Annotated in this window: 28 protein-coding genes, 1 pseudogene and 1 riboswitch; of the genes and pseudogenes, 10 read left to right on the forward strand and 19 right to left on the reverse strand. The window is 40.2% G+C overall.

Features of this window, described 5'->3' with window-relative positions; all coding sequences use genetic code 11:
- Positions 1-39 precede the first annotated feature (39 nt).
- Positions 40-795, forward strand: a complete 756-nt coding sequence (locus C1642_RS00885) for an SDR family oxidoreductase (protein WP_103235771.1) — start codon at positions 40-42, stop codon at positions 793-795.
- 50 nt (positions 796-845) lie between these two features.
- Here the strand turns inward: C1642_RS00885 and hemW are convergent, their stop codons facing one another.
- The gene (gene hemW, locus C1642_RS00890) at positions 846-2,000 is read right to left on the reverse strand and encodes a radical SAM family heme chaperone HemW (protein WP_103235772.1); all 1,155 of its coding nucleotides are present in this window, start codon (positions 1,998-2,000) and stop codon (positions 846-848) included.
- A gap of 117 nt (positions 2,001-2,117) precedes the next feature.
- On the opposite strand from hemW, the gene C1642_RS00895 reads away from it, so the two are divergent.
- Both C1642_RS00895 and abeM read left to right on the forward strand, forming a co-directional pair.
- Entirely contained in the window at positions 2,118-2,579 is a 462-nt protein-coding gene (locus C1642_RS00895; RefSeq protein WP_001984522.1) for a DMT family transporter, read from the forward strand.
- Positions 2,580-2,611: 32 nt separating this feature from the next.
- Positions 2,612-3,958, forward strand: a complete 1,347-nt coding sequence (gene abeM, locus C1642_RS00900) for a multidrug efflux MATE transporter AbeM (protein ID WP_005112202.1) — start codon at positions 2,612-2,614, stop codon at positions 3,956-3,958.
- A 34-nt stretch (positions 3,959-3,992) separates the two neighbouring features.
- Here abeM and C1642_RS00905 read toward each other — a convergent pair whose 3' ends face one another.
- Positions 3,993-5,243 carry an acyl-CoA dehydrogenase family protein gene (locus tag C1642_RS00905; protein ID WP_103235773.1) on the reverse strand — a complete coding sequence of 417 codons (1,251 nt, stop codon included), beginning with the start codon at positions 5,241-5,243 and terminating at the stop codon, positions 3,993-3,995.
- Positions 5,244-5,276: 33 nt separating this feature from the next.
- Positions 5,277-6,524, reverse strand: a complete 1,248-nt coding sequence (locus tag C1642_RS00910) for an SfnB family sulfur acquisition oxidoreductase (protein WP_103235774.1) — start codon at positions 6,522-6,524, stop codon at positions 5,277-5,279.
- A gap of 257 nt (positions 6,525-6,781) precedes the next feature.
- On the opposite strand from C1642_RS00910, the gene C1642_RS00915 reads away from it, so the two are divergent.
- From C1642_RS00915 to C1642_RS00925, 3 genes are all read left to right on the forward strand, one after another.
- On the forward strand, positions 6,782-8,080 hold the full coding sequence (locus C1642_RS00915; protein ID WP_001096915.1) for an ABC1 kinase family protein: 1,299 nt from the start codon (positions 6,782-6,784) through the stop codon (positions 8,078-8,080).
- Between the two features lie 100 nt (positions 8,081-8,180).
- On the forward strand, positions 8,181-8,435 hold the full coding sequence (locus C1642_RS00920) for a type B 50S ribosomal protein L31 (protein ID WP_001224256.1): 255 nt from the start codon (positions 8,181-8,183) through the stop codon (positions 8,433-8,435).
- Positions 8,436-8,689: 254 nt separating this feature from the next.
- A complete protein-coding gene (locus C1642_RS00925) occupies positions 8,690-9,022 on the forward strand; it encodes a HopJ type III effector protein (protein ID WP_000046495.1) in 333 nt (110 codons plus the stop codon).
- 154 nt (positions 9,023-9,176) lie between these two features.
- Here C1642_RS00925 and C1642_RS00930 read toward each other — a convergent pair.
- The 5 genes and pseudogenes from C1642_RS00930 to C1642_RS00950 form a co-directional block, all read right to left on the reverse strand.
- Positions 9,177-9,303 (reverse strand): annotated as a pseudogene (locus C1642_RS00930) (hypothetical protein).
- Positions 9,304-9,469: 166 nt separating this feature from the next.
- Entirely contained in the window at positions 9,470-9,850 is a 381-nt protein-coding gene (gene crcB / locus C1642_RS00935; RefSeq protein WP_031987200.1) for a fluoride efflux transporter CrcB, read from the reverse strand.
- A 124-nt stretch (positions 9,851-9,974) separates the two neighbouring features.
- A riboswitch (Fluoride riboswitch) is annotated at positions 9,975-10,041 on the reverse strand.
- A 44-nt stretch (positions 10,042-10,085) separates the two neighbouring features.
- Complete coding sequence (locus C1642_RS00940; RefSeq protein ID WP_000075986.1) at positions 10,086-10,496, reverse strand: GFA family protein; 411 nt, start codon at positions 10,494-10,496, stop codon at positions 10,086-10,088.
- 77 nt (positions 10,497-10,573) lie between these two features.
- Complete coding sequence (locus C1642_RS00945) at positions 10,574-11,779, reverse strand: TIGR03862 family flavoprotein (RefSeq protein ID WP_103235775.1); 1,206 nt, start codon at positions 11,777-11,779, stop codon at positions 10,574-10,576.
- Positions 11,769-12,407 (reverse strand): SAM-dependent methyltransferase, encoded by a 639-nt coding sequence (locus C1642_RS00950; RefSeq protein WP_160945178.1) that lies wholly within the window; start codon positions 12,405-12,407, stop codon positions 11,769-11,771. Before C1642_RS00950 ends, C1642_RS00945 begins: the two co-directional genes overlap by 11 nt.
- 87 nt (positions 12,408-12,494) lie before the next feature.
- Here C1642_RS00950 and C1642_RS00955 point away from each other — a divergent pair, with 87 nt between their 5' ends.
- A complete protein-coding gene (locus C1642_RS00955) occupies positions 12,495-12,689 on the forward strand; it encodes a DNA gyrase inhibitor YacG (protein ID WP_103235776.1) in 195 nt (64 codons plus the stop codon).
- Here C1642_RS00955 and C1642_RS00960 read toward each other — a convergent pair.
- The 5 genes from C1642_RS00960 to C1642_RS00980 all read right to left on the reverse strand — a co-directional run bounded on the left by C1642_RS00960 (position 12,686) and on the right by C1642_RS00980 (position 17,095).
- On the reverse strand, positions 12,686-13,330 hold the full coding sequence (locus tag C1642_RS00960; RefSeq protein ID WP_000942273.1) for an MBL fold metallo-hydrolase: 645 nt from the start codon (positions 13,328-13,330) through the stop codon (positions 12,686-12,688). The two genes, C1642_RS00955 and C1642_RS00960, sit on opposite strands and share 4 nt — an antisense overlap.
- Positions 13,331-13,353: 23 nt before the next feature.
- Positions 13,354-14,370, reverse strand: a complete 1,017-nt coding sequence (hemH, locus tag C1642_RS00965; protein ID WP_103235777.1) for a ferrochelatase — start codon at positions 14,368-14,370, stop codon at positions 13,354-13,356.
- 73 nt (positions 14,371-14,443) lie between these two features.
- Entirely contained in the window at positions 14,444-15,448 is a 1,005-nt protein-coding gene (locus tag C1642_RS00970; RefSeq protein WP_031978493.1) for a DUF4062 domain-containing protein, read from the reverse strand.
- Between the two features lie 120 nt (positions 15,449-15,568).
- On the reverse strand, positions 15,569-16,435 hold the full coding sequence (gene murI / locus C1642_RS00975; RefSeq protein ID WP_005129809.1) for a glutamate racemase: 867 nt from the start codon (positions 16,433-16,435) through the stop codon (positions 15,569-15,571).
- Positions 16,436-16,483: 48 nt separating this feature from the next.
- Entirely contained in the window at positions 16,484-17,095 is a 612-nt protein-coding gene (locus tag C1642_RS00980) for a DUF1285 domain-containing protein (protein WP_000248028.1), read from the reverse strand.
- Positions 17,096-17,281: 186 nt separating this feature from the next.
- On the opposite strand from C1642_RS00980, the gene C1642_RS00985 reads away from it, so the two are divergent.
- Positions 17,282-18,994 carry an electron transfer flavoprotein-ubiquinone oxidoreductase gene (locus C1642_RS00985; RefSeq protein WP_103235778.1) on the forward strand — a complete coding sequence of 571 codons (1,713 nt, stop codon included), beginning with the start codon at positions 17,282-17,284 and terminating at the stop codon, positions 18,992-18,994.
- 85 nt (positions 18,995-19,079) lie between these two features.
- Here C1642_RS00985 and C1642_RS19020 read toward each other — a convergent pair whose 3' ends face one another.
- Complete coding sequence (locus C1642_RS19020) at positions 19,080-19,460, reverse strand: hypothetical protein (RefSeq protein WP_001000885.1); 381 nt, start codon at positions 19,458-19,460, stop codon at positions 19,080-19,082.
- Between the two features lie 144 nt (positions 19,461-19,604).
- Complete coding sequence (tusA, locus tag C1642_RS00995; protein WP_000003406.1) at positions 19,605-19,862, reverse strand: sulfurtransferase TusA; 258 nt, start codon at positions 19,860-19,862, stop codon at positions 19,605-19,607.
- Between the two features lie 184 nt (positions 19,863-20,046).
- Between tusA and C1642_RS01000 the strand changes: the two genes are divergently transcribed.
- Both C1642_RS01000 and lnt read left to right on the forward strand, forming a co-directional pair.
- Entirely contained in the window at positions 20,047-20,886 is an 840-nt protein-coding gene (locus tag C1642_RS01000) for an HlyC/CorC family transporter (protein ID WP_001154809.1), read from the forward strand.
- Entirely contained in the window at positions 20,883-22,442 is a 1,560-nt protein-coding gene (gene lnt, locus C1642_RS01005; RefSeq protein ID WP_001203100.1) for an apolipoprotein N-acyltransferase, read from the forward strand. Before C1642_RS01000 ends, lnt begins: the two co-directional genes overlap by 4 nt.
- A gap of 1 nt (position 22,443) precedes the next feature.
- On the opposite strand, the gene C1642_RS01010 is transcribed toward lnt, so the two are convergent.
- The 4 genes from C1642_RS01010 to gspF all read right to left on the reverse strand — a co-directional run bounded on the left by C1642_RS01010 (position 22,444) and on the right by gspF (position 25,347).
- Positions 22,444-22,782, reverse strand: a complete 339-nt coding sequence (locus tag C1642_RS01010; protein WP_000434938.1) for a tRNA-binding protein — start codon at positions 22,780-22,782, stop codon at positions 22,444-22,446.
- 143 nt (positions 22,783-22,925) lie between these two features.
- On the reverse strand, positions 22,926-23,270 hold the full coding sequence (locus C1642_RS01015) for a hypothetical protein (protein WP_000643175.1): 345 nt from the start codon (positions 23,268-23,270) through the stop codon (positions 22,926-22,928).
- Positions 23,271-23,536: 266 nt separating this feature from the next.
- On the reverse strand, positions 23,537-24,118 hold the full coding sequence (gspG, locus tag C1642_RS01020) for a type II secretion system major pseudopilin GspG (RefSeq protein WP_171304678.1): 582 nt from the start codon (positions 24,116-24,118) through the stop codon (positions 23,537-23,539).
- A gap of 23 nt (positions 24,119-24,141) precedes the next feature.
- On the reverse strand, positions 24,142-25,347 hold the full coding sequence (gene gspF, locus C1642_RS01025) for a type II secretion system inner membrane protein GspF (RefSeq protein WP_001112089.1): 1,206 nt from the start codon (positions 25,345-25,347) through the stop codon (positions 24,142-24,144).
- Between the last annotated feature and the right edge of the window lie 62 nt (positions 25,348-25,409).

Below are 25,409 nucleotides of genomic sequence, written 5' to 3' on the forward strand. Positions count from 1 at the left end.
TTAAAAACACTAAAACAAGTCATCATAGGAACAATCATCATGACAACTCATAGCCTCAAAGATAAAGTTGTATTGATTACTGGCGGTGCTAAAAACCTAGGCGGACTCATTAGTCGTAAATTTGCAGAACAGGGTGCAAAACTCGCAATTCATTATAATAGTTCGGAAACTCAGGCAGATGCAGAGCAGACCTTAGCAGATGTTAAAGCATTGGGTGCAGATGCAATTCTAATTCAGGCAGATCTAACTCATATTGAAAATATTGAAAAACTGTTTATAAATACGAAACAACATTTTGGTGGTATCGATATTGCGATTAATACCGTCGGAAAAGTCCTTAAAAAACCGTTTTTAGAAACCACCGAACAAGAGTTTGATAACATGAGTGATATCAACTCAAAAATTGCCTATTTCTTTATTCAATCGGCAGGTCGACATTTAAATAACGGCGGAAAAATCTGTTCAATCGTAACTTCTCTTCTTGCTGCTTACACAGGGTTCTATTCAACCTATGAAGGTTTAAAAGCACCTGTTGAGCATTACACCCGCGCTGCATCGAAAGAATTTGGAGATCGCCAAATTTCTGTGACTGCTGTTGCACCGGGCCCAATGGACACACCATTCTTTTATGGTCAAGAGTCTGCCGAAGCAGTCGCTTACCATAAATCAGCTTCAGCTTTAGGTGGGCTTACTAAAATTGAAGATATTGAACCTCTAGTTCGCTTCTTAGTCACCGACGGTTGGTGGATTACAGGTCAGACGATTTTCGCAAATGGTGGTTATACCACCCGCTAAAATTACAAAAGCCGCATCTCATCGTGCGGCTTTTCTTTATAATGCATTGATTATAAGAACTCTTCGAGTACCGAGTTTAAGAAAATATGCCCCTGCTCTGTACAAGCCAAACGATCGCTATCCTCTACCAATAACTCTCTCGAACGCAATGAAGTAAGCAGATCATTTAAATCATCTAAACTTAAGCCTGTACGCTGTTCATATAACTCAGCTTTTACCCCATCATTTAAACGTAAAGCATTCATCATAAACTCAAAAGGTAGTTCATCTGCTTCAATCTTTTTCATTTGCAAATGTTCGGCTGGAACTTTAGCCAAATAGTCTTTCGGTAAACGAGTCTTTTGGAAACGATATACTCCATCTAGTCGGGTTACTTTGCCATGTGCTCCTGCACCAATCGCAAGATAATCACCAAACTGCCAATAATTTAAATTATGAACTGAAGGCTGCTCTTTACGCCAAGCTGACACTTCATAATTGATAAAGCCATTTGCTTTTAGATAGGCTTCACCTTGCTCTTGAATATCTTCTAACACCTCATCTTGAGGTAAAACAGGCTGTGTTCGGAAAAATACAGTATTTGGTTCAATGGTCAGTTGATACCAGCTGATATGTGTTGCACCCTGCTCTACAGCCGTCTTTAAATCATAAAGTGCTTGCTCTAGTGTTTGTTCAGGCAAGCCATGCATTAAATCGACATTAACTCGCTTAAAGCCTGCTTGTCGTGCCTGCTCAATTGCATCCATAGCATTGTTGGCTGAATGAATACGCCCAAGCTTTTGCAGGTGATCGGTATTAAAAGTCTGTACACCAATCGACAAACGATTAATACCCGCCTCTAAATAGCCTGCAAACGGGTCATGTTCTAGTGTTCCCGGATTAGCTTCTAAAGTAATTTCACAGTCATCTTCAAAGTTAAGCAGCGATTTAAGCTGTTCAAATAGCCATGCATAGCCTTTGGCAGAAATAAGTGAAGGTGTTCCACCACCAATAAATACACTGTGAATTGAACGTCCTTGTGCCATCTCGACTTGAGTTTCAAAGTCGGCCACCAATGCTTTTAAATAAGTTTGCTCGAGTTCTGCCGAAAGCGCGCCATCAGGCACCGCATGTGAGTTAAAGTCGCAATAGGGACATTTACGCACGCACCAAGGCATGTGGATATATAAAGATAAAGGAACAGAAGCAGAATTTAATACGGCCAAGGAACAGGGTCCAATTTACACAATATTTCTATTTTAACATGACTGCATCAATGGGCTTATGAAAACATACCTTAATTGCTTTAGACTGTTTTTAAACATACTTAAATATTGATAAAAATGATGAAATTCTCTAGTCAACTTTTCCTGATCTTACCCTTAGCTATGGGAATCGGTGTTGCCATGGCTTTTCAGACTGCAATTAATGCTCAGCTTCGTGAGCAATTACACTCACCTTTGCAAGCAGCATTGTTATCATTTTTCATAGGTACTATCGTCTTAGCCATTATGGTGTTCTTCCAAAGTGCCGAGAAACCGAGTTTAAGTGAAATATCCAATATTCCATGGCTTCTCTGGACGGGAGGATTTCTTGGGGTTTATGCAATTAGCATGAGCATTTATACTGCACCTAAGCTTGGTTTTTTAACCTTTACAGGGTTAGTCGTTTTTGGGCAATTGGTCATTTCTATGTTACTTGACCATTTTGGCTGGTTAGGTACCGAAAAGACACCTGTTACATGGCAACGGTTTCTAGGTGGAGTGGTCATCTTTGTTGGTGTATTACTTACCTTGCAACGCTAGTTTCATTTTTATATTTATAAAGAGTACCTTTTGTGTCGAATGTCACGTCGTTTCGGTCTGAATTAAAACAACTCTTCCATTTAATGTTACCTATTTTAATTACGCAGTTTGCTCAAGCAGGGTTCGGGTTAATTGATACCATTATGGCTGGGCATTTATCTGCCGCAGACTTAGCCGCTATTGCGGTAGGTGTAGGCTTATGGATTCCAGTCATGCTCTTGTTCAGTGGCATCATGATTGCAACCACACCATTAGTTGCCGAAGCAAAAGGCGCTAGAAATACAGAGCAAATTCCAGTGATTGTCCGCCAATCATTATGGGTTGCAGTAATTCTAGGGATATTGGCGATGCTCATTTTGCAGCTTATGCCATTTTTCTTACATGTGTTTGGCGTACCAGAAAGTTTACAGCCTAAAGCCAGTTTATTCTTACATGCAATTGGTTTGGGTATGCCCGCTGTAACAATGTATGCAGCGCTCCGAGGCTATTCCGAAGCATTAGGCCATCCCCGCCCTGTCACGGTCATTAGCTTACTAGCCTTAGTGGTTTTAATCCCGCTTAACATGATTTTTATGTATGGCTTAGGACCAATACCTGCTTTGGGTAGCGCAGGCTGTGGTTTTGCAACATCCATTTTACAGTGGCTCATGCTCATTACGTTAGCAGGCTATATTTATAAGGCTTCGGCTTATCGAAACACATCTATTTTTAGCAGATTCGATAAGATTAACCTGACTTGGGTTAAAAGAATTTTACAGCTTGGTCTGCCAATTGGTTTAGCTGTGTTTTTTGAAGTGAGTATTTTTAGTACAGGGGCATTGGTCCTTAGCCCTCTAGGGGAAGTCTTTATTGCCGCACACCAAGTAGCAATTTCAGTCACTTCGGTACTGTTTATGATTCCACTTTCTCTTGCCATTGCTTTAACCATTCGTGTGGGGACGTATTATGGTGAAAAGAACTGGGCTTCCATGTACCAAGTACAAAAAATTGGTCTAAGCACAGCAGTATTTTTTGCTCTATTGACCATGTCTTTTATTGCTCTAGGCCGTGAACAAATTGTCTCGGTTTATACTCAAGATATAAATGTTGTGCCGGTTGCCATGTATTTGCTCTGGTTTGCAATGGCATATCAATTAATGGATGCTCTACAAGTCAGCGCTGCCGGCTGTTTAAGAGGTATGCAAGATACTCAGGCACCGATGTGGATCACCTTAATGGCGTATTGGGTAATTGCTTTTCCAATCGGTCTTTATTTAGCGCGTTATACCGATTGGGGCGTAGCTGGTGTGTGGTTAGGTTTAATTATTGGTTTAAGTATTGCCTGTGTTTTATTGCTCTCACGACTCTATTTAAATACCAAACGTTTAAGTCAAACCTAATAAAAAAGCCGATGAAACATCGGCTTTTTTTATTTTATGCAGTCTTTGCCCGTGGGCTTGCTCCAATTTGCCAGACAAATGGTAAATCCGTACGGTTTACTTCCCAATCTCCAATTACTTTTTCTTTGTAAATAAGTGGATTATGTGAAGACACTGTCCGAGCATTACGCCAGAAACGGTCAAGTTGTTTCACTTGGCTACTCGCCGATGCCCCTAAGGCATTAAATAACTGGCTTGTTAAATCGAGTACTAGATTAGAAATCACCACCTGCCCTTGTGCCGACTCAAGCTCGGCATCTACATTGAATTGATGCTCTTTCACTTCGGATTCGGCAAAATGACTTTCATAGGCTTTTTGCAGTGCCTCAGCGGTTTTTAAGGTAATTGCTTCACTTGCATACGCTTGAGCTGAGGCTTTGCCAACCACTTGTAAAACTTGTGGGTCGTGACGAACTAAGTCCCCATTACCATGACTAAAAATACGTTTACGTTCACGAATTTCCTGACTAAACGTCTCAACCGCGGCACGCGCAATACCCGTTAAAGTTGCAAGATGCACCACCTGATAAAAAGCGGTCTGATATTTAAAACGTTGGTCAAATGGAATAAGGTGTGAAGCTGGCAAATAAACCTGATGTACTTTTAAAGTACCACTGCCCGTTGTCTTTTGACCAAAACCATCCCAGTCATCAATCACGCTCACCCCTGTTTCATGGCGGTAAATAGCAGCAATCACATGACGGTCATTTACTTCATCGTAAGCAAATAAATCAATCCAGTCTGCAAAAATACTTCCTGTTGAATAGTACTTTTCACCATTTACCACCAAGTTACCCGAAGCGTCTTTGGTGACACGAGTAACGACATCGCCGATCTGTACGTTTCCAACTTCTGTCCACGCATTCCCGACTAAATCACCTTGTACAAAGCGCTGAAACCAGACTTCCTGAGAATGCTCTTTATGAGCAACCAAGCGGTCTTCAACAAATGCGAAATGACCTCGTAAAGCTTGCACAATATTGGAATCAGCTTCTGCTAACTCTGCCAAAAGCTGGAACAGTTGAGGTAATGAAACCCCATCTCCACCATATTTACGGGGTATTCGTACAGCGCCCAACTTGGCTTCTTTTAACCACTGAATCGGCTCAAAAGGCAAGATTCGCTCTTTTTCCCGTTGAATTGCACCTTGTGCAATTTTTTCGAAAATGGGACGGAATCTGTTTGCAACCTTTTCGTAATCAGCACCGACCGACAGTTCTTCTAATTCAATTTGAGCTGTTGTCATCGTTATTCTCCTAATTTTGTTTTTTCTTTCAATTTAGCTCCATGCATGACGAGGTGGCTGAACCCCATTGAGATAATAGTTACCAACAATGTGATATTTCCAACGCACAGGGTCATGCAAAGTGTGGGTACGGGCATTGCGCCAGTGACGGTCAAGGTTGAGTTCAGATAAAGTAGAACGCGTACCCGATAACTCAAAAAGTTTATTGGCTGCCAAAATAGCAATTTCTGTGGTGAGTACTTTTGCCTCGGCAACCAATAGAGTGGCTTGGTTTACATGTTCTTCGGTGGTGCCGGCAATGGCCTGATCAATTGCATCTCCAGCCAAATCCAATACCGCTTCTGCTGCACGCAGTTTGATTTTTAGGTCACCAATATTTGCAATGGTGTAAGGGTCATCACTGGCTTTTTCCAGACCTGAATCAATCCATGCACGGCTATGGTTTTTGACATATTGAATCGTTTCTTCAATTGCACCACGTGCAATACCGGCATCGACCGCAGCCTGAATAAACTGAGAAATAGCACCTGCTGGTGTTGGGCGCTCAAATGCTTGGTAAATTGGAACTAGATATTCTTCACGTACTGGCACCTGATTCAGCTCTACCGTGCCACTAGCTGTAGTACGTTGTCCAAAACCAGACCAATCATTAATAATATTGACCCCAGATGTTTCACGTGGCACAAGTGCAGCATAAGGTTGTCCTTGTTCATTTACAGCAACAATTGGAATCCAATGTGCGAGCAAGGCACCCGTTGCAAAGAATTTCTTGCCATTAATTTCATAACCATGCTCGGTCTTTCGTAATGTGGTAGTGAGGTCTGCTACTGTCTTACTGTGTTTTTCCGAAAATGCATTCCCAAAACGAATTCCTCTTAACACCAAGTTAAAGAAGAACTGTTGCTGTTCAGGTTTCGCATCTAGTCTTAAATGTTCAATAAAAGCCAAGTGGTTTTGAGGCAACTGAGCAAGAGAAGGGTCAACACTCGCAATTGTTTTGATCACTTCCGCTAAAGTTCGGTACTTGACTTGCGCCCCACCAAATTGCTTAGGTACTGTAATGGCCCACAAGCCACTTTGTGAGAATTGTTGAATTTCATTTAAGGGTAAACGGCGCTCTCTATCTCGATCTGATGCTTCTTGGGCAAACTCTTGAGCAAGTTGCTTGGCAACCTCTATTGCCTCTTCATCAGAACGAATAATATGTGCGTCTTTTGACTGCTCGAATACAGATAAAGGAACCGCTTGAGAGCGCCCATAGGACGAATTTAGACTGGTCATAAGTTTTATTGTCTCTATTTCTTATTTAACATGCCCTTCACCTTAGCACTAAAAAAACAGTGACTTTATAGATATTAAAGCTTTGTTTATGAAATGAATTTTCAAAAGCTTTTCATATTTTTTACTATAAAAATAACATTTTGTTTTTCGAAAATTTTCTTACAGGAGATAAACAATTTCTTATAGGCTTTTTAAGTTTTGTCACCTATGATCAAACCTAGGCAATATTATGTTGTAGTCAATGAGGTATCGAAGATATGGCAAAGAATGCAAGTTCACCTGGCAAACGATTTATGAAACTTGCAGGAATGACCGCGAGCATTGCAACAAAAACCGTTTCTAACTCGATTCGAAACCTGACTGCGGATGAAGAACAGAAACTGGCTGCAAAAACAAAATTATTTCAAGATATCGGACTTCAAATTGCAGACACCTTGGGAGAAATGAAAGGTGCGGTCATGAAGGTCGGGCAAATTGCATCGCAATATAAAGACATCTTCCCGCCCGAAGTCGCCAAAGCGATATCAAAACTACAACGCCAAGCTCCAGCTATGCCTTTTGCAGCGATTCAGCAACAAGTTGAACGTGAGCTTGGCAAACCGCTGAATGTTGCCTTTAAATCTTTTGAACAAGAACCTTTTGCTGCTGCATCGATTGGGCAAGTTCACAAAGCTGTTCTGCCAAGTGGCGAACAAGTTGTGGTTAAAGTTCAATATCCCGGTGTTGATGAAGCCTGTGAAAGTGACTTAAAACAAGTACGTTTAGCCCTTCGCTTAATGGGTGTACTTAAAATTGATAAAAAATTGCAAGATCAGCTTTTTGCAGAGATTCAAGATAGTCTATCAGCAGAACTTAACTATGAAATCGAAGCTCAAAATCTTGAAGTCTTTAAAACTTTTCATAGTAAATTAGACGACAAAATTATTATCCCGACCGTTTATAAAGATTATTCTTCAAGACGTATTTTAACCTTAAGCCTTGAACAAGGTGACAGTATTGAAATTGCTAGTTCTTGGCCTATCGAAATTCGAAACACAATTGGCCGTCGTCTAATCCGCGCTTTGGGTCAGGAAATGTTCTTTTTAAAACGTTTCCACTGTGACCCCCACCCAGGTAACTTTGCCTTCCGCCAAGATGGTAGTGTGATTATTTATGACTATGGCAGTGTTAAAACACTTTCCAATGAAATTGTGTATAGTTTCAAACGACTGGTGAATGCAGCTCGCCATGAAGATATCGACTTAATTGAAACAGAATTACTCGAACTACATTCACTAGCAGAAAAAGGTAAATTCCCGAGCGATCTTTATAAGCTCTGGATTGAAGTGTTATTGCGTCCACTTACCACAACCTATGATTTTGCAGAGAATTCCTCCCATCATGATGGCATGTTACTCGTGAAAAAGTCTTTAAAATATTGGGATGTCTTTAAACCTTCACCAGATACATTAATGGTCAATAGAACCATTTCAGGACACTACTGGAACCTCATTCACTTAAAAGTACATGACAACCTGAATGATTTATTTGAAGAGCTGGTTCCACCTTCTAACTAACTTAATTTACTTATCAATGTAGCCTTTTAGGGTTACATTGACTTATTAATTGTTATGTTATAACATTTCTTTAATCAAAAATAATTTAGGACAATCTCTCATGCGTAAAGATATTCATCCTGCTTATCAACAAGTGTTATTTCATGACACCAATGCAGACGTGTACTTCTTAATTGGTAGTACCATTCAGACGAAACAAACCAAAGAATATCAAGGACAAGTCTATCCTTATGTGACTCTTGATATTTCAAGTGCATCACACCCGTTCTATACAGGTGAAGTACGTCAAGCAAGTAATGAAGGGCGTGTTGCAAGCTTTAACAAACGCTTCGCCCGCTTCAATCGTAAAAGTTAATCTTACGTTAAGTTTTAACCAATACACTTAAATCATTGGAAGCCTAAGACTCATCTCCTCCACTTAGGCTTCTTTTTTTATGTGGATTTTTTCTATATTTTTTTCAGTTGTGTATAAACTAAAACTTATCCACATCTTGTCTAAAAAATATTCTCAATTTTCCAAATATCCCATCATTTTTTTATAGCTCCCACGCTTTCAAAGCGTGTATTCGATGCTATGCTTAAGCCCCATTTGTTAGGAAGTTTAAGATTATGGCACAAGAGTTACTTGCCCAATTACAAGCAGGCACAGCAAAATTTTCAGACGTTTTAGCTTATATTGAAGCACGCTACCAACATACTCCAACAGCTTTTCAAAATGGCGCACAGCATAACGCTGCAACTGAAAATCAAGGCAGTGCAAAAGTTTTCTCTTTTGCCAAGTTACAAGGTTTAGACCAAGCACAAACTTTAAGTTTATTTGCAGAGCACTACGCATCTGTATTAGCTACCCCAGAAGGAACTGACCACCAAAATATTCGTCAGTTTATGCAAAATGGTTGGGATGGTGTGAAGTTTGAAGGTCAGGCTTTAACTGAAAAGTAATTAAGAATTTGTGAATACACGAGGGAGTCTTACCGTTTATTCTCAAATGAAAGTAGCTAATTCTGTTACTTTGGTTTTGCCCTGAATGGCGATTAAAGCCATGCAAGACCAAAGGCATTTGTCATCAACAGAACCTGTTCCCTGTTTACACTTATCAACTATCTTGCAAAAACAAGATATAGCTGATTTCAGTCAGGCTGTTGATGACTTTAACGCGTATCAAATCCCAAAAATAAATCAGAAGTTTTTAATTCGTCATTTACTATCGTGACAAGCGGCATGGATGCCGCTGTTTTGCTGTGCTACATGGATGTAGCATCAGCGAAACAGAAGATTTTTGCTTACTTTTGATCTTTCAAAAGTAAGGTATGCCTATACAAATGCTCTTTGAGAATATCGTAAAACGGAGGCCGTGCCGTATATCTCTCTCCTTAAACATCCCAATAATCAGTTGCCCGCTACCCAATAATAAGTCGCCAACCCCAAACACGTAAAAATTAAAGACCCAATTAAATGAATAGAAATGGCCAACATTGCTATTCCCCACTTACCACTTTGCAATAAGGTGACGATCTCAATTGAGAAAGTTGAGAATGTAGTTAAAGCACCACAAAAACCTGTGATTACGAAAAGTTTATAGTTCGGACTTAAATCACTATGAGCAAAATAAGCCATCGCAAAACCAATAATAAAGCCACCGACCAAATTAACAGTAACAGTACCCAACGGAATTTGCGGATAAATCGGGTTGAGTTTTAAACCTAAAAACCAACGCAGCCACGCCCCAAGAACTGAACCTAAGGCAATTGAAAGTAAAGGATAATACATAGAACCACCCCTTTAGTAAGATGCTAAAAGAGCAAACAAAAATGATGGGAAACGTGACATGGCGCACTCCAAAAATAAGCAGAGTACGCAATAACCTACGTACCCAGCGCTATAAATACATGAGGGTAACGTAGGCATCATTAGCCAATACGGCGGTTTTTCAAGGGAGGAATGCCATCTCCCTGTTTTAGGTATATTAAATCATCTAAAATTTGATTAAAACATACTTTTTAAATCATGGACGTTCATCGTATTGCGGTAAATCGTCATGGATGCATTCCCACTCTGCCTTTGAAGCAGCAAAAATATGCATAGTCGGTTTTTGGTCTAATGGTGTATCTAGTGTCCCAATTCTTAAACGATACAGTTCAGGCTGAGCATCACGCGAGCTAATAAGCGGTGAACCACATTCGCTACAAAACCAACGGTACACACCATTCACAGCAAATTTTTTGATAAGGCCTTCACCTTGCGTAATTTTAAAATCTGCACTGTTGATAGGAGCATTCGTTGCAAATGCTGTTCCATTGGATTTTCGGCAGCGTTGACAATGGCATTGGATAATATCTCCGATATCGCCTTTAATTTCATAGCGAATACCCTGACATAAACAACTTCCCTGATAGACTGGCGATGCTTGAGACATACGATTCCGGCTCCTATTATTATTGATCGCTCAAAAATAACACTTTTCACATATCAAACATAGCACCGAATTCGTTGTTATTTTTCTAAGAATGAATGCACACCTTCACCAGCTGCTCGTCCCGTAGCAAAGCATGCTGTCAGCAAATATCCTCCTGTAGGAGCATCCCAATCCAGCATTTCGCCACAGCAAAAAACACCTGAAGTTTGTTTCAACTCTAAACTTTCAGTTAATGCATCTTGCTTAACACCACCAGCACAGCTAATCGCTTCTTCAATAGGCCTAAAGCCATCTAACTTAATTTGAAGTGCTTTCATTTTTTGCGCCATCGTCTCTGGTTGACTCCATAGTGCTTTATCAACTACTTCTCTAATTAAGTTAATTTTAGCTGTGTCTAAGCCTGCTTTACGCCAGATATTGGTGAGAGATTGTTTTTTACTAGCCTGTAACTTTTTAACTAACTGTGTAAGCTCTACATCAGGCAATAAATCTAAAAATAGATTTAAGCTTTTTCCTTGTTTTTGTTGTTCTCTTAAGGCACGTCCGAGTTTATAAATGACCCCACTTTCTAAACCGTAGTAAGTAATCACAATATCACCATGAGCAACTTGGCTGGGTTCAACCCACGCATTGATACGCTTTAAAGGCTCACCAAAACAGCTTTCCATAAAAGCTGACCAAGTGTGCAATACCCCTGCATTACTTGCTTGAAAAGGTTCAATACTAGATTGATCCATCCATTGTTGCCAAGCACCATCACTGCCCAATTGAGACCAAGATACAGCCCCACAAGCCAACACGACTGCATCGTATTGCTGGGTAAAGGTTTCAGTATTCTGTTTATTTTGGTTTTCTAAAGTCACTGTTGTACCATGCAAATTAATACAACGATGACGATAAAAGAATTTAACCTGCTGTTCTGCTAAACGTTTTAGCCAAGCACGCAGTAAAGGAGCAGCTTTCATTTCGACAGGGAAAATACGACCGGAACTACCCACATACGAGTCTATTCCTAGACTTTTCATCCAGTTCTGAATCCAGACTGCATCCCATTTTTCAACCCACGGTTTGAGCCATTCTGCATGGTCATAACGCTCAATGAACTGGGGTAATGGTTCAGCATGCGAGATATTTAGCCCTGTTTTACCAGCCATCAAAAACTTACGCGCAGCCGAAGGTTTTTGCTCAAACACATCAATTTCATAAGCATACTGGCTCAGCACCTCCGCGGCCATTAAACCAGCCGGCCCCGCACCAATAATGGCAATCCGCTTATTCGACATGTATTTGCCCTTGTAGCGGTGCAAACTCATCAAAACGAGTGTTATAACCTTCAGGCTTGGTCATAATAAGCTGCTGACAAAGCTCGCCACGCTCTAAATATTTAATTTCAAAATGAGTACGTGCAGAAGTTTGCGCAATTTTTTCTTTTTGGTAAGGCAGCTTCCACACGTTTAATAACTGTTGTTCAGCTTCTTCAATATATTCAGGAATATTACTTGCCAATGTAATCGTTCCACCTGTTTTCAGGCGTGATAACAGGAACTCAAAAAATGGCATGTTCAACCAGCGTTGTGCCGGATTATGAGGTTCTGGGTTCGGATAGAGGATAAAGAAATGTTCTACTTGAGCAGGATATAGAGCATGTACAACCCAAGGTAAAGCATCTGCATGTACAGGCACCAAGTTGTCTCGTGGTTCCAAACCATGCTGCTTTTGCATGGCCAAGAATTTTTCTCTAGTTCGTTCAATTGCATATAACGTGTGCTGAGGATTTTGCCCACTAAATAGCAAAGCATGTTTACCTTTGCCTGCCCCAATTTCCACACAAATCGGAGTATTTTCAATTGGGGTAAAATCGCGAGGCGCTTGCATACGTTGTGCTTGAAATTGACGAATCTGCATAATCACATCAAACTAAATAAAAATCGGCACAAGTCTAACAAGTCACCTGACTTTTGCCTAATCTATTTCTCTTCACTTTGAGGTTACTGCTTTATGCCACGTACATTTCCCTGCCCACGCTGTGGTGAATCAAGTGTTTGGGAAGGTAATGAATTTCGCCCGTTTTGTTCTGAACGTTGCAAACTTATTGATTTAGGCGCTTGGGCAAACGATGAATATAGACTGCCTACCCAAGATGCTCCTCAGCAAGACAAGGGTAGTCAGCATGAAGATGATTATGAGGATTAACCCGCTTTACCTGCGACAAACGGGTTAAATTGTTTTTCATAGCCAATGGTACTCATTGGTCCATGCCCTGAAATAAACTGGGTTTCATCTGGTAAGCTAAAACACTCACGCTGAATTGATTCAATCAGCTGATCATGATTACCACGTGGAAAATCTGTTCTTCCAATTGAGCCTTTAAACAGGACATCGCCAGTCCAGAGTAAACCATGATTCTTGTTATAGAACATGACGTGACCTGGTGTATGTCCTGGTGCAAAACGCACTTCAAACTCATCTTCACCCAGTTTTAGCACTTCACCGCCTTCAAGCCATTGATCGACTTTTACAGGCTGTGGGATTGGAAAACCATAACGTGCCGAAACTTCCTGAATCATATCTAGCCAGAACTGATCTTCTTTATGCGGACCAACAACAGGAACACTCCACTCTTTTGCGAGTTCACCTACAGCCCCTGCGTGATCTAAATGCCCATGAGTAAGCCATAACGCCTTTACTTTTAAACCTAAGGCTTCTACTTCTTTCTTCAAAACAGCAGCATCACCGCCTGCATCAATCAAAACTGCTTCTTTTGTTTCACTGTCCCAAACTAAAGAACAATTTTGAGCAAAAGCAGTAACTGGAACAATTTTGACTTGCAGCATAAAAACCTCTGGCTAAAACGCAATTAACGGTGGGCTAAGGTATGGGTAAGGGCATCAAGATTAGCCTGAACGAAACCTGCAAGCAAATCAATATGCGCTTGATCACTGTTTAAAGCAGGAATGTAAGCATAGCTTCCGCCACCAGCTTGCTGAAATAACTCAGCATTTTGAATAGCGAGCTCTTCAAGCGTTTCCAAGCAGTCAGCAGAAAAAGCTGGGCTTAAGACCTGAACAGACTTAACGCCCTGCTTCGCCCAATCTTGTAAAAGTTGATCAGTATAAGGTTTCACCCATTCTTGTTTGCCAAAACGTGATTGGAAACTAATTGCCCATTCATCATCTTTTAAATGCAAAGCTTCAGCGACTAACTTTGCGGTAATACGACAACGGTCTGCATAAGGGTCGCCTTTGTCTGCATAAGGCTGTGGAATACCGTGAAATGACATCAACAGTTTTTCAGGTTTGCCATGTTGCTCTTGGTAAGCTAAAACACTTTCTGCCAATGCCTGAATAAACATTGGATGTTGATAATAATCTTTAATAATGGTCAGACCCGGCAAATTTCGCTGAGTAGGAATCCACTTAGCAAAAGCATCATATAATGGAGCAGTCGATGTCGCAGAATATTGGGGAAATAAAGGCAGTAAAATGACATGCTCTTGTGGATGAGCCGACAATTTTTCTAAAACTGCATCAATACCCGGATTACCATAAGTCATAGCGGGCAACACAGTTAAATCAAACTGTTTATTTTCACGCTCTAAATAAGCCTGCACACGTTGAGTTTGCTCAAATACAATTTCACGCATTGGTGAATCGCTAGACCATACCGAAGCATAGGCATGCGCTACTCTTTTTGGGCGAAAAGGTAAAACAAACAGATTTAAAATAATCCACCAAATGAATTTTGGAATTTCAATTACACGTGGATCAGATAAAAACTGCTTTAAAAAACGGCGCACTGCTGGGACAGTTGCCTCATCCGGTGTGCCTAAATTCGCTAAAATGACAGTAACTTTCGGTTTTTGTTCAAACGACATGTGTAAATGCCTTTCAGTTCATCTTATGACACTAATGTAACAGCTTTCATGGTCATATCTAAATTGAATCGCTCTAAGCTTTTAATCGAGTACTCCGATGATTCCATTTATAACTGAGCAAGAGCTTTTGGGCTTTGGTCGTTACTTTCCATAAACTATGTTGTTGATCAATCTTGGTTGGAACAATCCATCCTTGTGATTGCATTTGCTTTTTAATACGAAACAGGGCCTTATGATTAATTTGTGCACCTGCCACTGCATGGGCTCTAGGCAACTCTTGGCGAGCGTCTTCTAACCCGTCCTGATTTAAATACTCATTGAGGCAAGTCCCAAAGTTCTCTTCTGGCATGGCTGTCTCAAAATGTTTAGCCAAAATACTTAACAGTTGAGACCAAGTCATTTGTCTCTGGCGCTTAAGCTCTTTAAAGTTGCCATCTTGAAAAGCCTGAATTTGATATTCAAAAGCAAAAACATCTTGCGGTGCCACTTCATTTGCTTGAATTGATGACTCTGATAACTGTTGTTCTAATTGTAAAATTTTACTTTTTAATCGATTAATTTCATCTTCCAAATGATGCGCTTGGCGTGCAGGCACCCAACCTTGTCCCATATATTGTTCAACCATTAAAGGCATATTTAAACGGACAGCAAGTTCTAAATCACGTGGGCTTTTAAAATAAAAAATATGATTCGCTTCATGTAATAACTTTTTTCGGAATGCCAGAAATTTCTCTTTAAGCTGCGGATGGGTCTCTTGTAAATGCATATCACGACTTTCAGGTTGTTCATGCATAAAGACGACAATGGGCTTCGCTCGACTTAACGCATATTCGTACTCTAAAGAAAAATAACTCGCCCCTGAAATTGATTGCTCCCCATACTGACTACCCAGCAGCAAAACAACATAATCCGATTCATCAATTTGCCGACGGGCAAGCGTCGTTGTTAGAGGATTTCTATATTCTAACCCCCAAGCAAAAAATCCCATATTGACTAAAGTTTGGGAAAGAACCATACGCTCAGATTGCATCTCGCGACCTGAGGTTGAAATAAAAATCTGATAGCGTGTATCGAGCATAGCAATACCCTTATCGCCCCATAATCTTGATATGGCCTGAATCAGCCAAGATTATGAACCGCCCCAAATAAGAAAAATAAATATAAAAAAACGCTTTCTTCTGAATGCCTACAATAGAGCTCAACTCAGATTGTGCAGCGTCCATGTCAATTCTTGTGGAATCATATTTTGTAAAACAGGTTGTAATGCATCTGCATTATTACCACTTACATAACATTCAATACGTGCAACATTCTGACGCATTTGGTCACATAATAACTCATTTTTTATTAAAATACGGGCTGTTTGTCGGGCAACTGCCAATCCCGAATCAACCAGTGTGAATTGGTTATCAAAAAGATGATGAATGGCTTCATTTAAAAAAGGATAGTGCGTACAACCAAGTACCAAATAGTCCGCGCCTTGCTCAACTGCAGGTTGTAAAACTTCTCTTAATGCATTTAAACAAGCAGGGCTCATTTGCTGCCCTGCTTCTACACAAGGGACAAGCTCTAAACTCGTTAGAGTCATCACTTTAACACCTGCCGGAACAGCAAACTTTTCGACAACATCTTTAATGAGTTGTCCACGAAAAGTAGCTGGTGTTGCCAATACTGCAACCACTTTAGAACGAGTTTGTAATACGGCAGGTTTTAGTGCCGGTACCAAGCCAACAATCGGGAAGTGTTCGCCATAATGTTCTCGTAAATGATCAAGGCTAAATGCGGAAGCCGTATTACAAGCTACGACCGCAATTTTACAGCCCTGACGATATAACCAGTCGACGGCACGAGCCGTGAGTTCCCTGATTTCTTCATCAGAGCGAGGACCATACGGAACATAGGCTGTATCTGCATAATACACAATACGTTCGTTTGGCAAATATTTGGCAATTTCTGCTGCAACTGACATACCTCCAATACCTGAATCAAAAATACCAATTGGGGCATCTGCTAATGCTTTAGGCATAGGTTCTAATTCAGTAAATAAAGGCTGTATGGCTGTCATGGCAGTACTAGAGAGTGTCGGAAAATTTCACTCTATAAAGCTTAAACCTCAAGTGCCTAATTGCAAGTGCAAATTACCACTTTTTAACTGCAAAATGGTTTCGCCTTTATCATTTTCGACCAGTGTTCCATAGTTCACGAGATGATAGAAAGCCTGACGTTGAATAAGCGCATTAATACCAAATCGAACATGGACATAAGGGCGCAACTCCCCTGCATATTCCCGCATAAAAATCGGGTGTTCTGCATCAACTAAAATCACATCTTGATTGGTCGTCGTCAGTTGTAGAAACTCATCACCTGAAATTTCAATCTGATCTACCTGATTGACTAATAAAGGTTCATCTTCAACTTCGATTTCAATTTGTTCTACAGGGGTTTTCAGGTAGAATTTACCCTCTTCTTTCCATAGGACTTTGGTAAACAAATCCAATAGGGCTTGGCGCTTGATTAATTGACCTTCGTGCCACCATTCTCCATTGGCTTTCACCGTTAAATCCATTTTACCGCAATGCTTTGGATGCCATTGCTCTAAAGGTGGGATTGACCTTTTGTGACTTTGCTGTACACCTTTTAAGTATTGTGCAATGTTCATTAAGTTTTTATCATCAGATAACGGTATTTTTCCCATATCCGATGGGGAATTATTTTGATTTACCATAGTTTATGCCTTGCTGACGAAAAAATATGACGACTCAGCCAATTGGCTAGATCATGGTTTAAAACTATACTAGCCCAAACGATAAAAGGCACAATAGCATATTTGCGCCTATGGATTAAAACACTCACGGCAGCACCGGATGATCTGACATTACGGTTGCCACCTTTAAGTATTGAGGAGTCCTACATGGAACACATCGAACGTGAATCGATGGAGTTTGACGTTGTCATCGTAGGTGCAGGACCTGCAGGTCTATCTGCTGCGATTAAGATCCGTCAATTAGCGATTGAAAATAACTTACCCGATCTTTCAGTTTGTGTAGTTGAAAAAGGCTCTGAAGTAGGTGCGCATATCTTATCTGGTGCTGTACTTGAACCGCGTGCTATTAATGAACTTTTCCCGAACTGGAAAGAAGAAGGTGCGCCTCTTAATGTACCTGTAACTGAAGACAAAACATTCTTCTTGCTTTCAGAAACTACTTCTAAAGAAGCACCTCACTGGATGGTTCCTAAAACCATGCACAATGACGGGAACTATGTTATCTCGCTAGGTAACGTTGTTCGCTGGTTAGGTCAAAAAGCTGAAGAATTAGAAGTTTCTATCTTCCCTGGCTTTGCTGCATCTGAAGTGCTTTACCATGAAGACGGTACTGTAAAAGGTATTCAAACTGGTGACATGGGTATTGGTAAAGATGGCGAGCCTACACATAACTTTACTCCGGGTTATGAACTTCACGCTAAATACACTCTCTTTGCTGAAGGCTGCCGTGGCCACTTAGGTAAACGCCTAATTGCAAAATATAATCTTGATAAAGATGCAGATCCACAACATTACGGGATCGGGATTAAAGAACTTTGGGAAATTGACCCAGCAAAACATAAACCGGGTCTAGTGATGCACGGTGCTGGTTGGCCATTGTCTGAAACTGGTTCTTCTGGTGGTTGGTGGTTATACCACGCTGAAAACAACCAAGTGACTTTGGGTATGATTGTGGACTTGTCTTATGAAAATCCACACATGTACCCATTCATGGAAATGCAGCGCTGGAAAACTCACCCACTCATCAAACAGTATTTAGAAGGTGGTAAACGTATTTCTTACGGCGCACGTGCTGTAGTGAAAGGCGGTTTCAACTCTTTACCTAAATTGACTTTCCCGGGTGGTTGCTTAATTGGTGATGATGCAGGTTTCTTAAACTTTGCGAAAATCAAAGGCTCACACACTGCCATGAAATCAGGCATGTTATGTGGTGAAGCTGTATTTGAAGCAATTGCTGCCGGAGTTGAAAAAGGTGGTGATCTTGCGGTTGCTCGTGTAACCGAAGGCGAAGATTTATTCGTTAAAGAATTAACTTCTTACACAGACAAATTTAACAACAGCTGGTTAAAAGAAGAGCTTTATAACGCTCGTAACTTTGGCCCTGCAATGCATAAGTTTGGGCAATGGATTGGTGGTGCATTTAACTTTATTGACCAAAACGTCTTTAAAGTGCCATTCACTTTACATGACTTGAAACAAGACTTCGCTGTATTGAAAACTGTTGATGCAACGAGCTTCAAGCCAACCTATCCAAAACCAGATGGCAAACTGACATTTGACCGTTTATCTTCTGTGTTTATCTCAAACACTGTACACGAAGAAAACCAGCCAGCTCACTTGAAGCTTACTGATCCTTCAATTCCAGTGAACGTAAACTTACCAAAATGGGATGAGCCTGCTCAGCGCTATTGTCCTGCTGGTGTTTACGAAATCATGGAAAATGATGACGGCTCTAAACACTTCCAGATTAACGCAGCGAACTGTGTTCACTGTAAGACCTGTGATATTAAAGACCCATCTCAAAATATTACTTGGGTAACACCTGAGGGTGGCGGTGGTCCGAATTACCCTAACATGTAATTCCTTGCGCCGCTTTAGCTGCGGCTCATATCCTAAGGTGTAACAAAAAGCCCCGATTATTCGGGGCTTTTTTATTGGAATCCCCTTATTCAAAAGGAGGGATTTTTGCTACGTTTAAATTAAGATTCCTTTTGTAGAAAATAAATGTGCCTAATAAAAATAAGCCGAGAAAACCAAAGTTTCGCGCTAAATCGAAGTACCAAACTGATTTACCAAATAATAAATCGAGAATTAGTAAAAACCCCATAAACCTTGTGTGTAAGATCAAACTCATTTTAACTTTAGGTACAGGAGCAAAATGTGTATTGCTATAACCTAATATAACTGAACCAAGAGTGATCAAAATAAATAGAATTAAGATAGTGATATTCTCGGATAACCAAGAAACTTCAATACGTAACAAACCTGCAATACAGAAAAACCAAAGACAGATAATTAAACTCTGTTTTACAAAATAATCATTCACTTTATAAAGGCATCTAAATATTTAGTTTTTAGAATTATATAACGATTCTTATTTGAAAAATATTATCATTTTAAATTAAAAATTAATTTCTAATAGAGCTTCTAATATGTGTGGGTAGAAGCTCTATTCTATTTTTTTGTTGTTCTATCCTTTTTGTACCAGATAACGGTATTCTTTATGGTTCTGCTCATCTAGAACTTCTTCTTTTAATAGGAGTTCATGTCCCAAATGCATACAAAACTTAGGGATATCCCAAGAAGTCGAAGGGTCAGTCGCCAACACTTCAACAACATCTCCTGATTTTGCTTTGCGAATCGCCTGATGCAGCATCATGACAGGTTCCGGACAACGTAAACCACGCGTATTAAGTTGTACAGTAGGTGAAATAGGTTGTTCTGACATAACAAACTCGAACAAATAGAATTTTCACATTTTAGCATAAACCCATCACTGTCTTATGAACTGTAACTGGTGTTTACATAACAATATGTGTTTTGTCTTTTACTTTGTTTTATAGATGCATAAGGGCTTTTTCTTCGGTATGATCAGTGTATTCATTTGATACATTGAGTCTTTAGGAAAGATCATGCAAGAGGAACCGAGTCCGTCGTGGGGAATGCGAGGCTTACGAAAGTGGTTAGGTACAGCGCCAGAAACCCGAGATGAATTATTAAAACTAGTCCAAAATTCACGTCGTTTTTTAGAACCTGATACTGTTGCCATGCTTGAAGGTGTTCTTGACCTTCCTGCTACAAAAATTCGTGAAGTCATGACGCCACGAACAGCAATGATCAGTATGCAAGAAGATGATCAGTTACTTGATATTCTTCACGTATTGGTTGAGTCTGCTCACTCACGTTTTCCAGTTTTCTCAGCTGACCAACCTGATAATGTTGTTGGTATTTTACTGGCAAAAGATTTACTACCATTTTTGACTGAACCAAATACTAAATTAGATATTGGCTCGCTCATGCGTCAGCCATTATTTGTGCCTGAAAGTGCACGTTCAGATCAAGTTCTTCGTATGCTTAAGCATACCCAGACCCATATCGCGATTGTGATTGATGAATATGGATCAACAGCGGGACTGGTTACGCTTGAAGATATTCTTGAAGAGATCGTTGGTGAAATTGAAGACGAACATGATACTGCGGATGAAGATGCACAGTACATCGTTCCAGATAACGACCATACGATAGCGAATGCATGGATGGTGCAGGCACTTACACCAATTGAACATTTCAACACTGTTTTAGATGCTGATTTTTCTGACGATGAAGTAGAAACTGTCGGCGGTTTATTGCTTCAAGAAATTGGTCTAGTTAGTGATTTACAAGGTCAGACTGTTGAGCTTGGAAATTGGTTATTTACGATTGTTGAAGCAGATGCCCGCACTATTCATCTGATTCGAGCTGTACGTCAATGAGAGCATACTTTGAAAAGCTGTTAGATTCTTCGCAACAACAAAAACAGCTTCCTTTAATTTTTCCATTGCTCATTGCTTTATTTTCAGGTGCCGTGTTCAGTTTTGCACTGGCACCTTATTATTGGTGGTGGCTGGCAATTTTGTCTCCTGCCCTACTCTATGCGACATTGCATAACCGCTCAGCCAAACAAGCATTTGCAATTGGCTGGAGTTATGGTTTTGGTTTATGGTTTGTAGGGGCTTTCTGGCTCTATACGTCGATCCATGTATATGGCGATACCAATGCTTTTCTAAGCGTATGTATGATTGCGGTTATGGCCCTTGTAATGGGCTTATTTACAGCATTTCAGACATGGGTTTATCGACGCTTCTTCCCTGAAACACCACTGACTTTCGCCCCTCTCTGGATTATTTTTGAGTGGGCTAAAACTTGGGTATTTACCGGTTTCCCTTGGCTGTTTGTAGGTTACGCTTTTACTGAACGTTTACTCGATGGTTATGCGCCGCTATTTGGTATTTATGCAATTTCCTTCGTAGTCATTGTATTGGCGTGTGCTTTAGTTGAAGTTCTACGTAAGCGTATTTTCTGGGTTATCCCTTCTACCCTATTGGTTTTGGGTGCCTGGGGAGCATCATATATTCAGTTTGTACAACCTAAAGCGGCTAAACCGCTTAGCGTTTCGCTCATTCAAGGTAACATTCCACAAGATTTAAAATGGCTAACCGAATATCAAGTTAGAACATTAGAAATTTATGCTGGTTTGACTCAATCTGAATGGGGCCGTGACCTCATTGTATGGCCTGAGTCTTCAATTCCGCTCTTCCAAACCGACATTGAACCGTTTTTGGATGCAATGGATGCACAAGCTAAAAAGAACCATACCGCTTGGGTAACTGGCATACCTTATTGGGATGTAGCGAAATCGCATCAAGTCGGAAGTCCACTGTATTACAACAGTATTATGGCTTCTGGCAGCGATTCAAGCGGCCTTTATAAAAAGCAGCGTCTCGTACCTTTTGGTGAATATATTCCGCTGTCAGGTTTGCTTTCTTGGGTTTTACCAGCCATGCAAAATGATATTAGCATGAGCGGTTTTACACGTGGTGAGAGTGATCAGAAACCACTTTTAATTAAAGGGCACGCGCTTGCGGCTGCAATTTGTTATGAAGTGGCATATCCGAACCTGACACGTCGTAATGCAGAAGACAGCGACTTTTTGGTGACTGTATCTAACGATGCTTGGTTTACTGGAACAGCTGGCCCATGGCAACATTTACAAATGGTGCAGATGCGTGCGAAAGAAAATGGTCGCTGGTTTATTCGTGCAACCAACACAGGTGTAACAGCGTTTATTGATCAAAATGGCCATATCACTGAACAAGCACCGATTGATAAAGAGTTTGTCTTGAGAGGCGATTTACCAGCCATGCAAGGTCAAACTCTCTATAACCGTCTAGGTGATTATCCAATTTTAGGATTTGCAGTATTACTGCTGGTTTTAGGTTGGATCTATCGTCCACGTAAAGTAGACGTGTCTTACAAATCACGTCGCTAAATTATAATAACTTTGTACCCAGAGGCACTTCAAACTCTGGGATACAAAGTGCTACATCCCCATCAGCATTATGAAACCCTGTTACCAAACATTCCGATTGGATAGGACCAATTTGTTTCTTAGGGAAATTCACTACCGCAACAACTAATTTACCAATCAAATCCTGCGGTTGATAAAGTTTTGTAATCTGTGCACTCGATTTACGTACACCCAATTCTTCACCAAAATCTACATGCAAAATATAGGCAGGTTTACGCGCCTTTTCAAAAACCTCAGCTTGAATAATTTTACCAACGCGCAGTTCTACTTTTAAAAAGTCATTCCACTCGATTTGTTCCATTTCATATTTCTCATCTTCTTAAATTGCTGATTTGAAGCATATAATATGTACAAATGAAGAAACACCCTGTTTTAAGTCCAGTTAAAAAATAAAACGTAGATGTGAGTCTACGTTTTATTTAAAAATTCGGTTTTAAAATAAGATTAAAAAGCAATCGATAATTGCAAAGATAAATAACCAACTAAACTCGATAAAAAAACCATCGGCACATAACGATAAGCTTTAAAAAGCAATTGTTCGTATTTAGAAGCCATCTGTTTAGTTTGCCATACACTCGTTTTTAATGCGGTAAAGAAGCTCACCATTAACCAAGCGCTTACAATACTTAAGGCAAAGAAACCAATCATGATTTGGCTACTTCCCTCAGTACTCAACCATAGCTTTAATGAAACTTCAGCAATGGGTAATAATGCTAAAATCAATAGGACAGATTTAAGCATCGCCCAATGAAACTGATTCAGCTCATCAAGTACGAGAAATGCTTTCATTTAATCTCTCCCATTCATTGAATAAAGTGCTTTTTATTTATTATGCAAAGCTTTTATTTAAATATATAGCTTATTTTCTCTTATATTTTAACTTTCTTGTAACTATTAAATATGGGAATAATTCTTATTTTAAATCTCAAATCTAGATATTAACTTTTTTACTTTATTTTCAATGCATTATTATATTTTTATGATTAAGAAAGATTATCAATTCGGATTATCGTTTTATCTTATTAACCGAATCGATAATCTCTCTTACATTTTAATTAAGGCTGATAATAAATATCGGCATCGTTGCCTTCACCGCCTTCTTTACCATCTGCACCAAATGAATATAGGTCAAAAGGATGGCCGTCTTTTCCAGGTACGACATATTGGATATCATTTTTCCAGCTGTCTTTAGGATAACCACCTTTCACATAACCACCCGGCATCCAGTTTTTTGCTGTAGCAGGTTGATTAATAAGCGCATCTAAACCACCTTCTTGCATGGTTGGGAAATGCCCATTATCGAGCTTGTATTGATCTAAGGCACCCGCAACCCCTTTCAAGGTAATTTGAGTCGTATCAATTTTAGCTTTTTCACTACGGCCCATGACGTTCGGTACGATTAAAGCAGCCAACACGCCTAAGATTACAATCACGACCATAACTTCAATAAGGGTAAAGCCTGAGACACGTTTCATTCGAGCACGGCTCGAACGTGTCGCAAGTCCGAAAGCACTTGAAGAGCAAACATCTGATACAGAGCTATGCTCGGAATGGCACGTTGGTTCAAACTGATTTGAAACCACAGATTCATTATGTTGTTTCATCGCTGTTTCGCTTTGAATATTTTTTACTTTCATCATTATCTCTAATATCAAAGTTATTAAATCATATTGTTCATATTTACGATTGGCAGCATAACCGCAATTACAATAACCAGTACGATGCTTGCCATTAACACCAGCATAAGCGGTTCAAGTAATGCCAATAAGGTTGAGATAAATGTCGTCACCTCGCGGTCTTGCATGGTCGACGCACGTTCAAGCATACGGTCAAGCTCACCTGATGCCTCACCACTTCGAATCATTTGTACCATCATTGGTGGGAAATAACCACTGCGCTCCAGTTGCGTACCGAGGTTACCACCTTCGGTAACACGCTCAGCCGCTTGGGAAATTGAATCACGGATGACCCAGTTATTGGTCACAGCAGCACCAATCTTTAAGGCATCTACCAATGGCACGCCTGAACGAGTCAAAATAGATAAAGTACTGGCAAAGCGCGCAGCATTAATACCACGGGATAGTTTACCGAATAATGGCAATTTGAGTGTTAATCGATCAAAAGCATAATGTCCCGCAGTAGTTTTTAAAAACCGCACAAAAGCCACCACCCCTACAATTGCAAAAAGAATAATAAATACCCATGCATGACGGATAAAATCACTCGCTTTCATTAAAGCAACTGTAATCCATGGTAAGGCATCTTTGCTTTGATCGAAGGTTTTTACAATCTCTGGGACCACATAAGTCATTAATCCCATCACAATACCGAAAGACATCAGCATTAAAATGATTGGGTAAATCATGGCACCTTGAACTTTCTTTTGCATGGCAAAACGGTTCTCGGTGTAGTCTGATAGCTGATCTAAAATGAGATCTAAGTGTCCTGAACGCTCACCTGCGGCAACAGTAGCAATATAAAGGTCAGGAAAACGCCCGGACTGTTGCATCCCTTGTGCAAGTGAATGTCCTTCCAATACCTTTGAACGAACTGAGAGTAAAAGATTTTGCACATGTGCTTTTTCACTTTGTCTGCTCACGGCGCGGAGGGCTTCTTCTAAAGGAATTGCAGCAGCAACCAAAACCGAAAGCTGTCTGGTCATGAGCGCCAAATCGTAAGCACTAAACTTTTTTTGGAATAATCCGTGGCTTTGATGCTTATCTTTTTGTTCAACCGGGTCAACGCTAATCGGAGTCCATGCTTTATCGCGTAATTGTTGGCGAATCTGACGTGCCGAGTCTCCTTCAAGCACCCCCTTTTGCTGCTTCCCTGAAGCATCAATAGCAGTAAATTGATATGCAGGCATGGTAATGTTCTAATTTTCCAAAAATAATAGTCGCTGCTGTTGCATCTATGCTACGCAATCAT

This window comes from Acinetobacter sp. AKBS16 (assembly GCF_002899995.1).
GTDB classification, from domain to species: domain Bacteria; phylum Pseudomonadota; class Gammaproteobacteria; order Pseudomonadales; family Moraxellaceae; genus Acinetobacter; species Acinetobacter baumannii.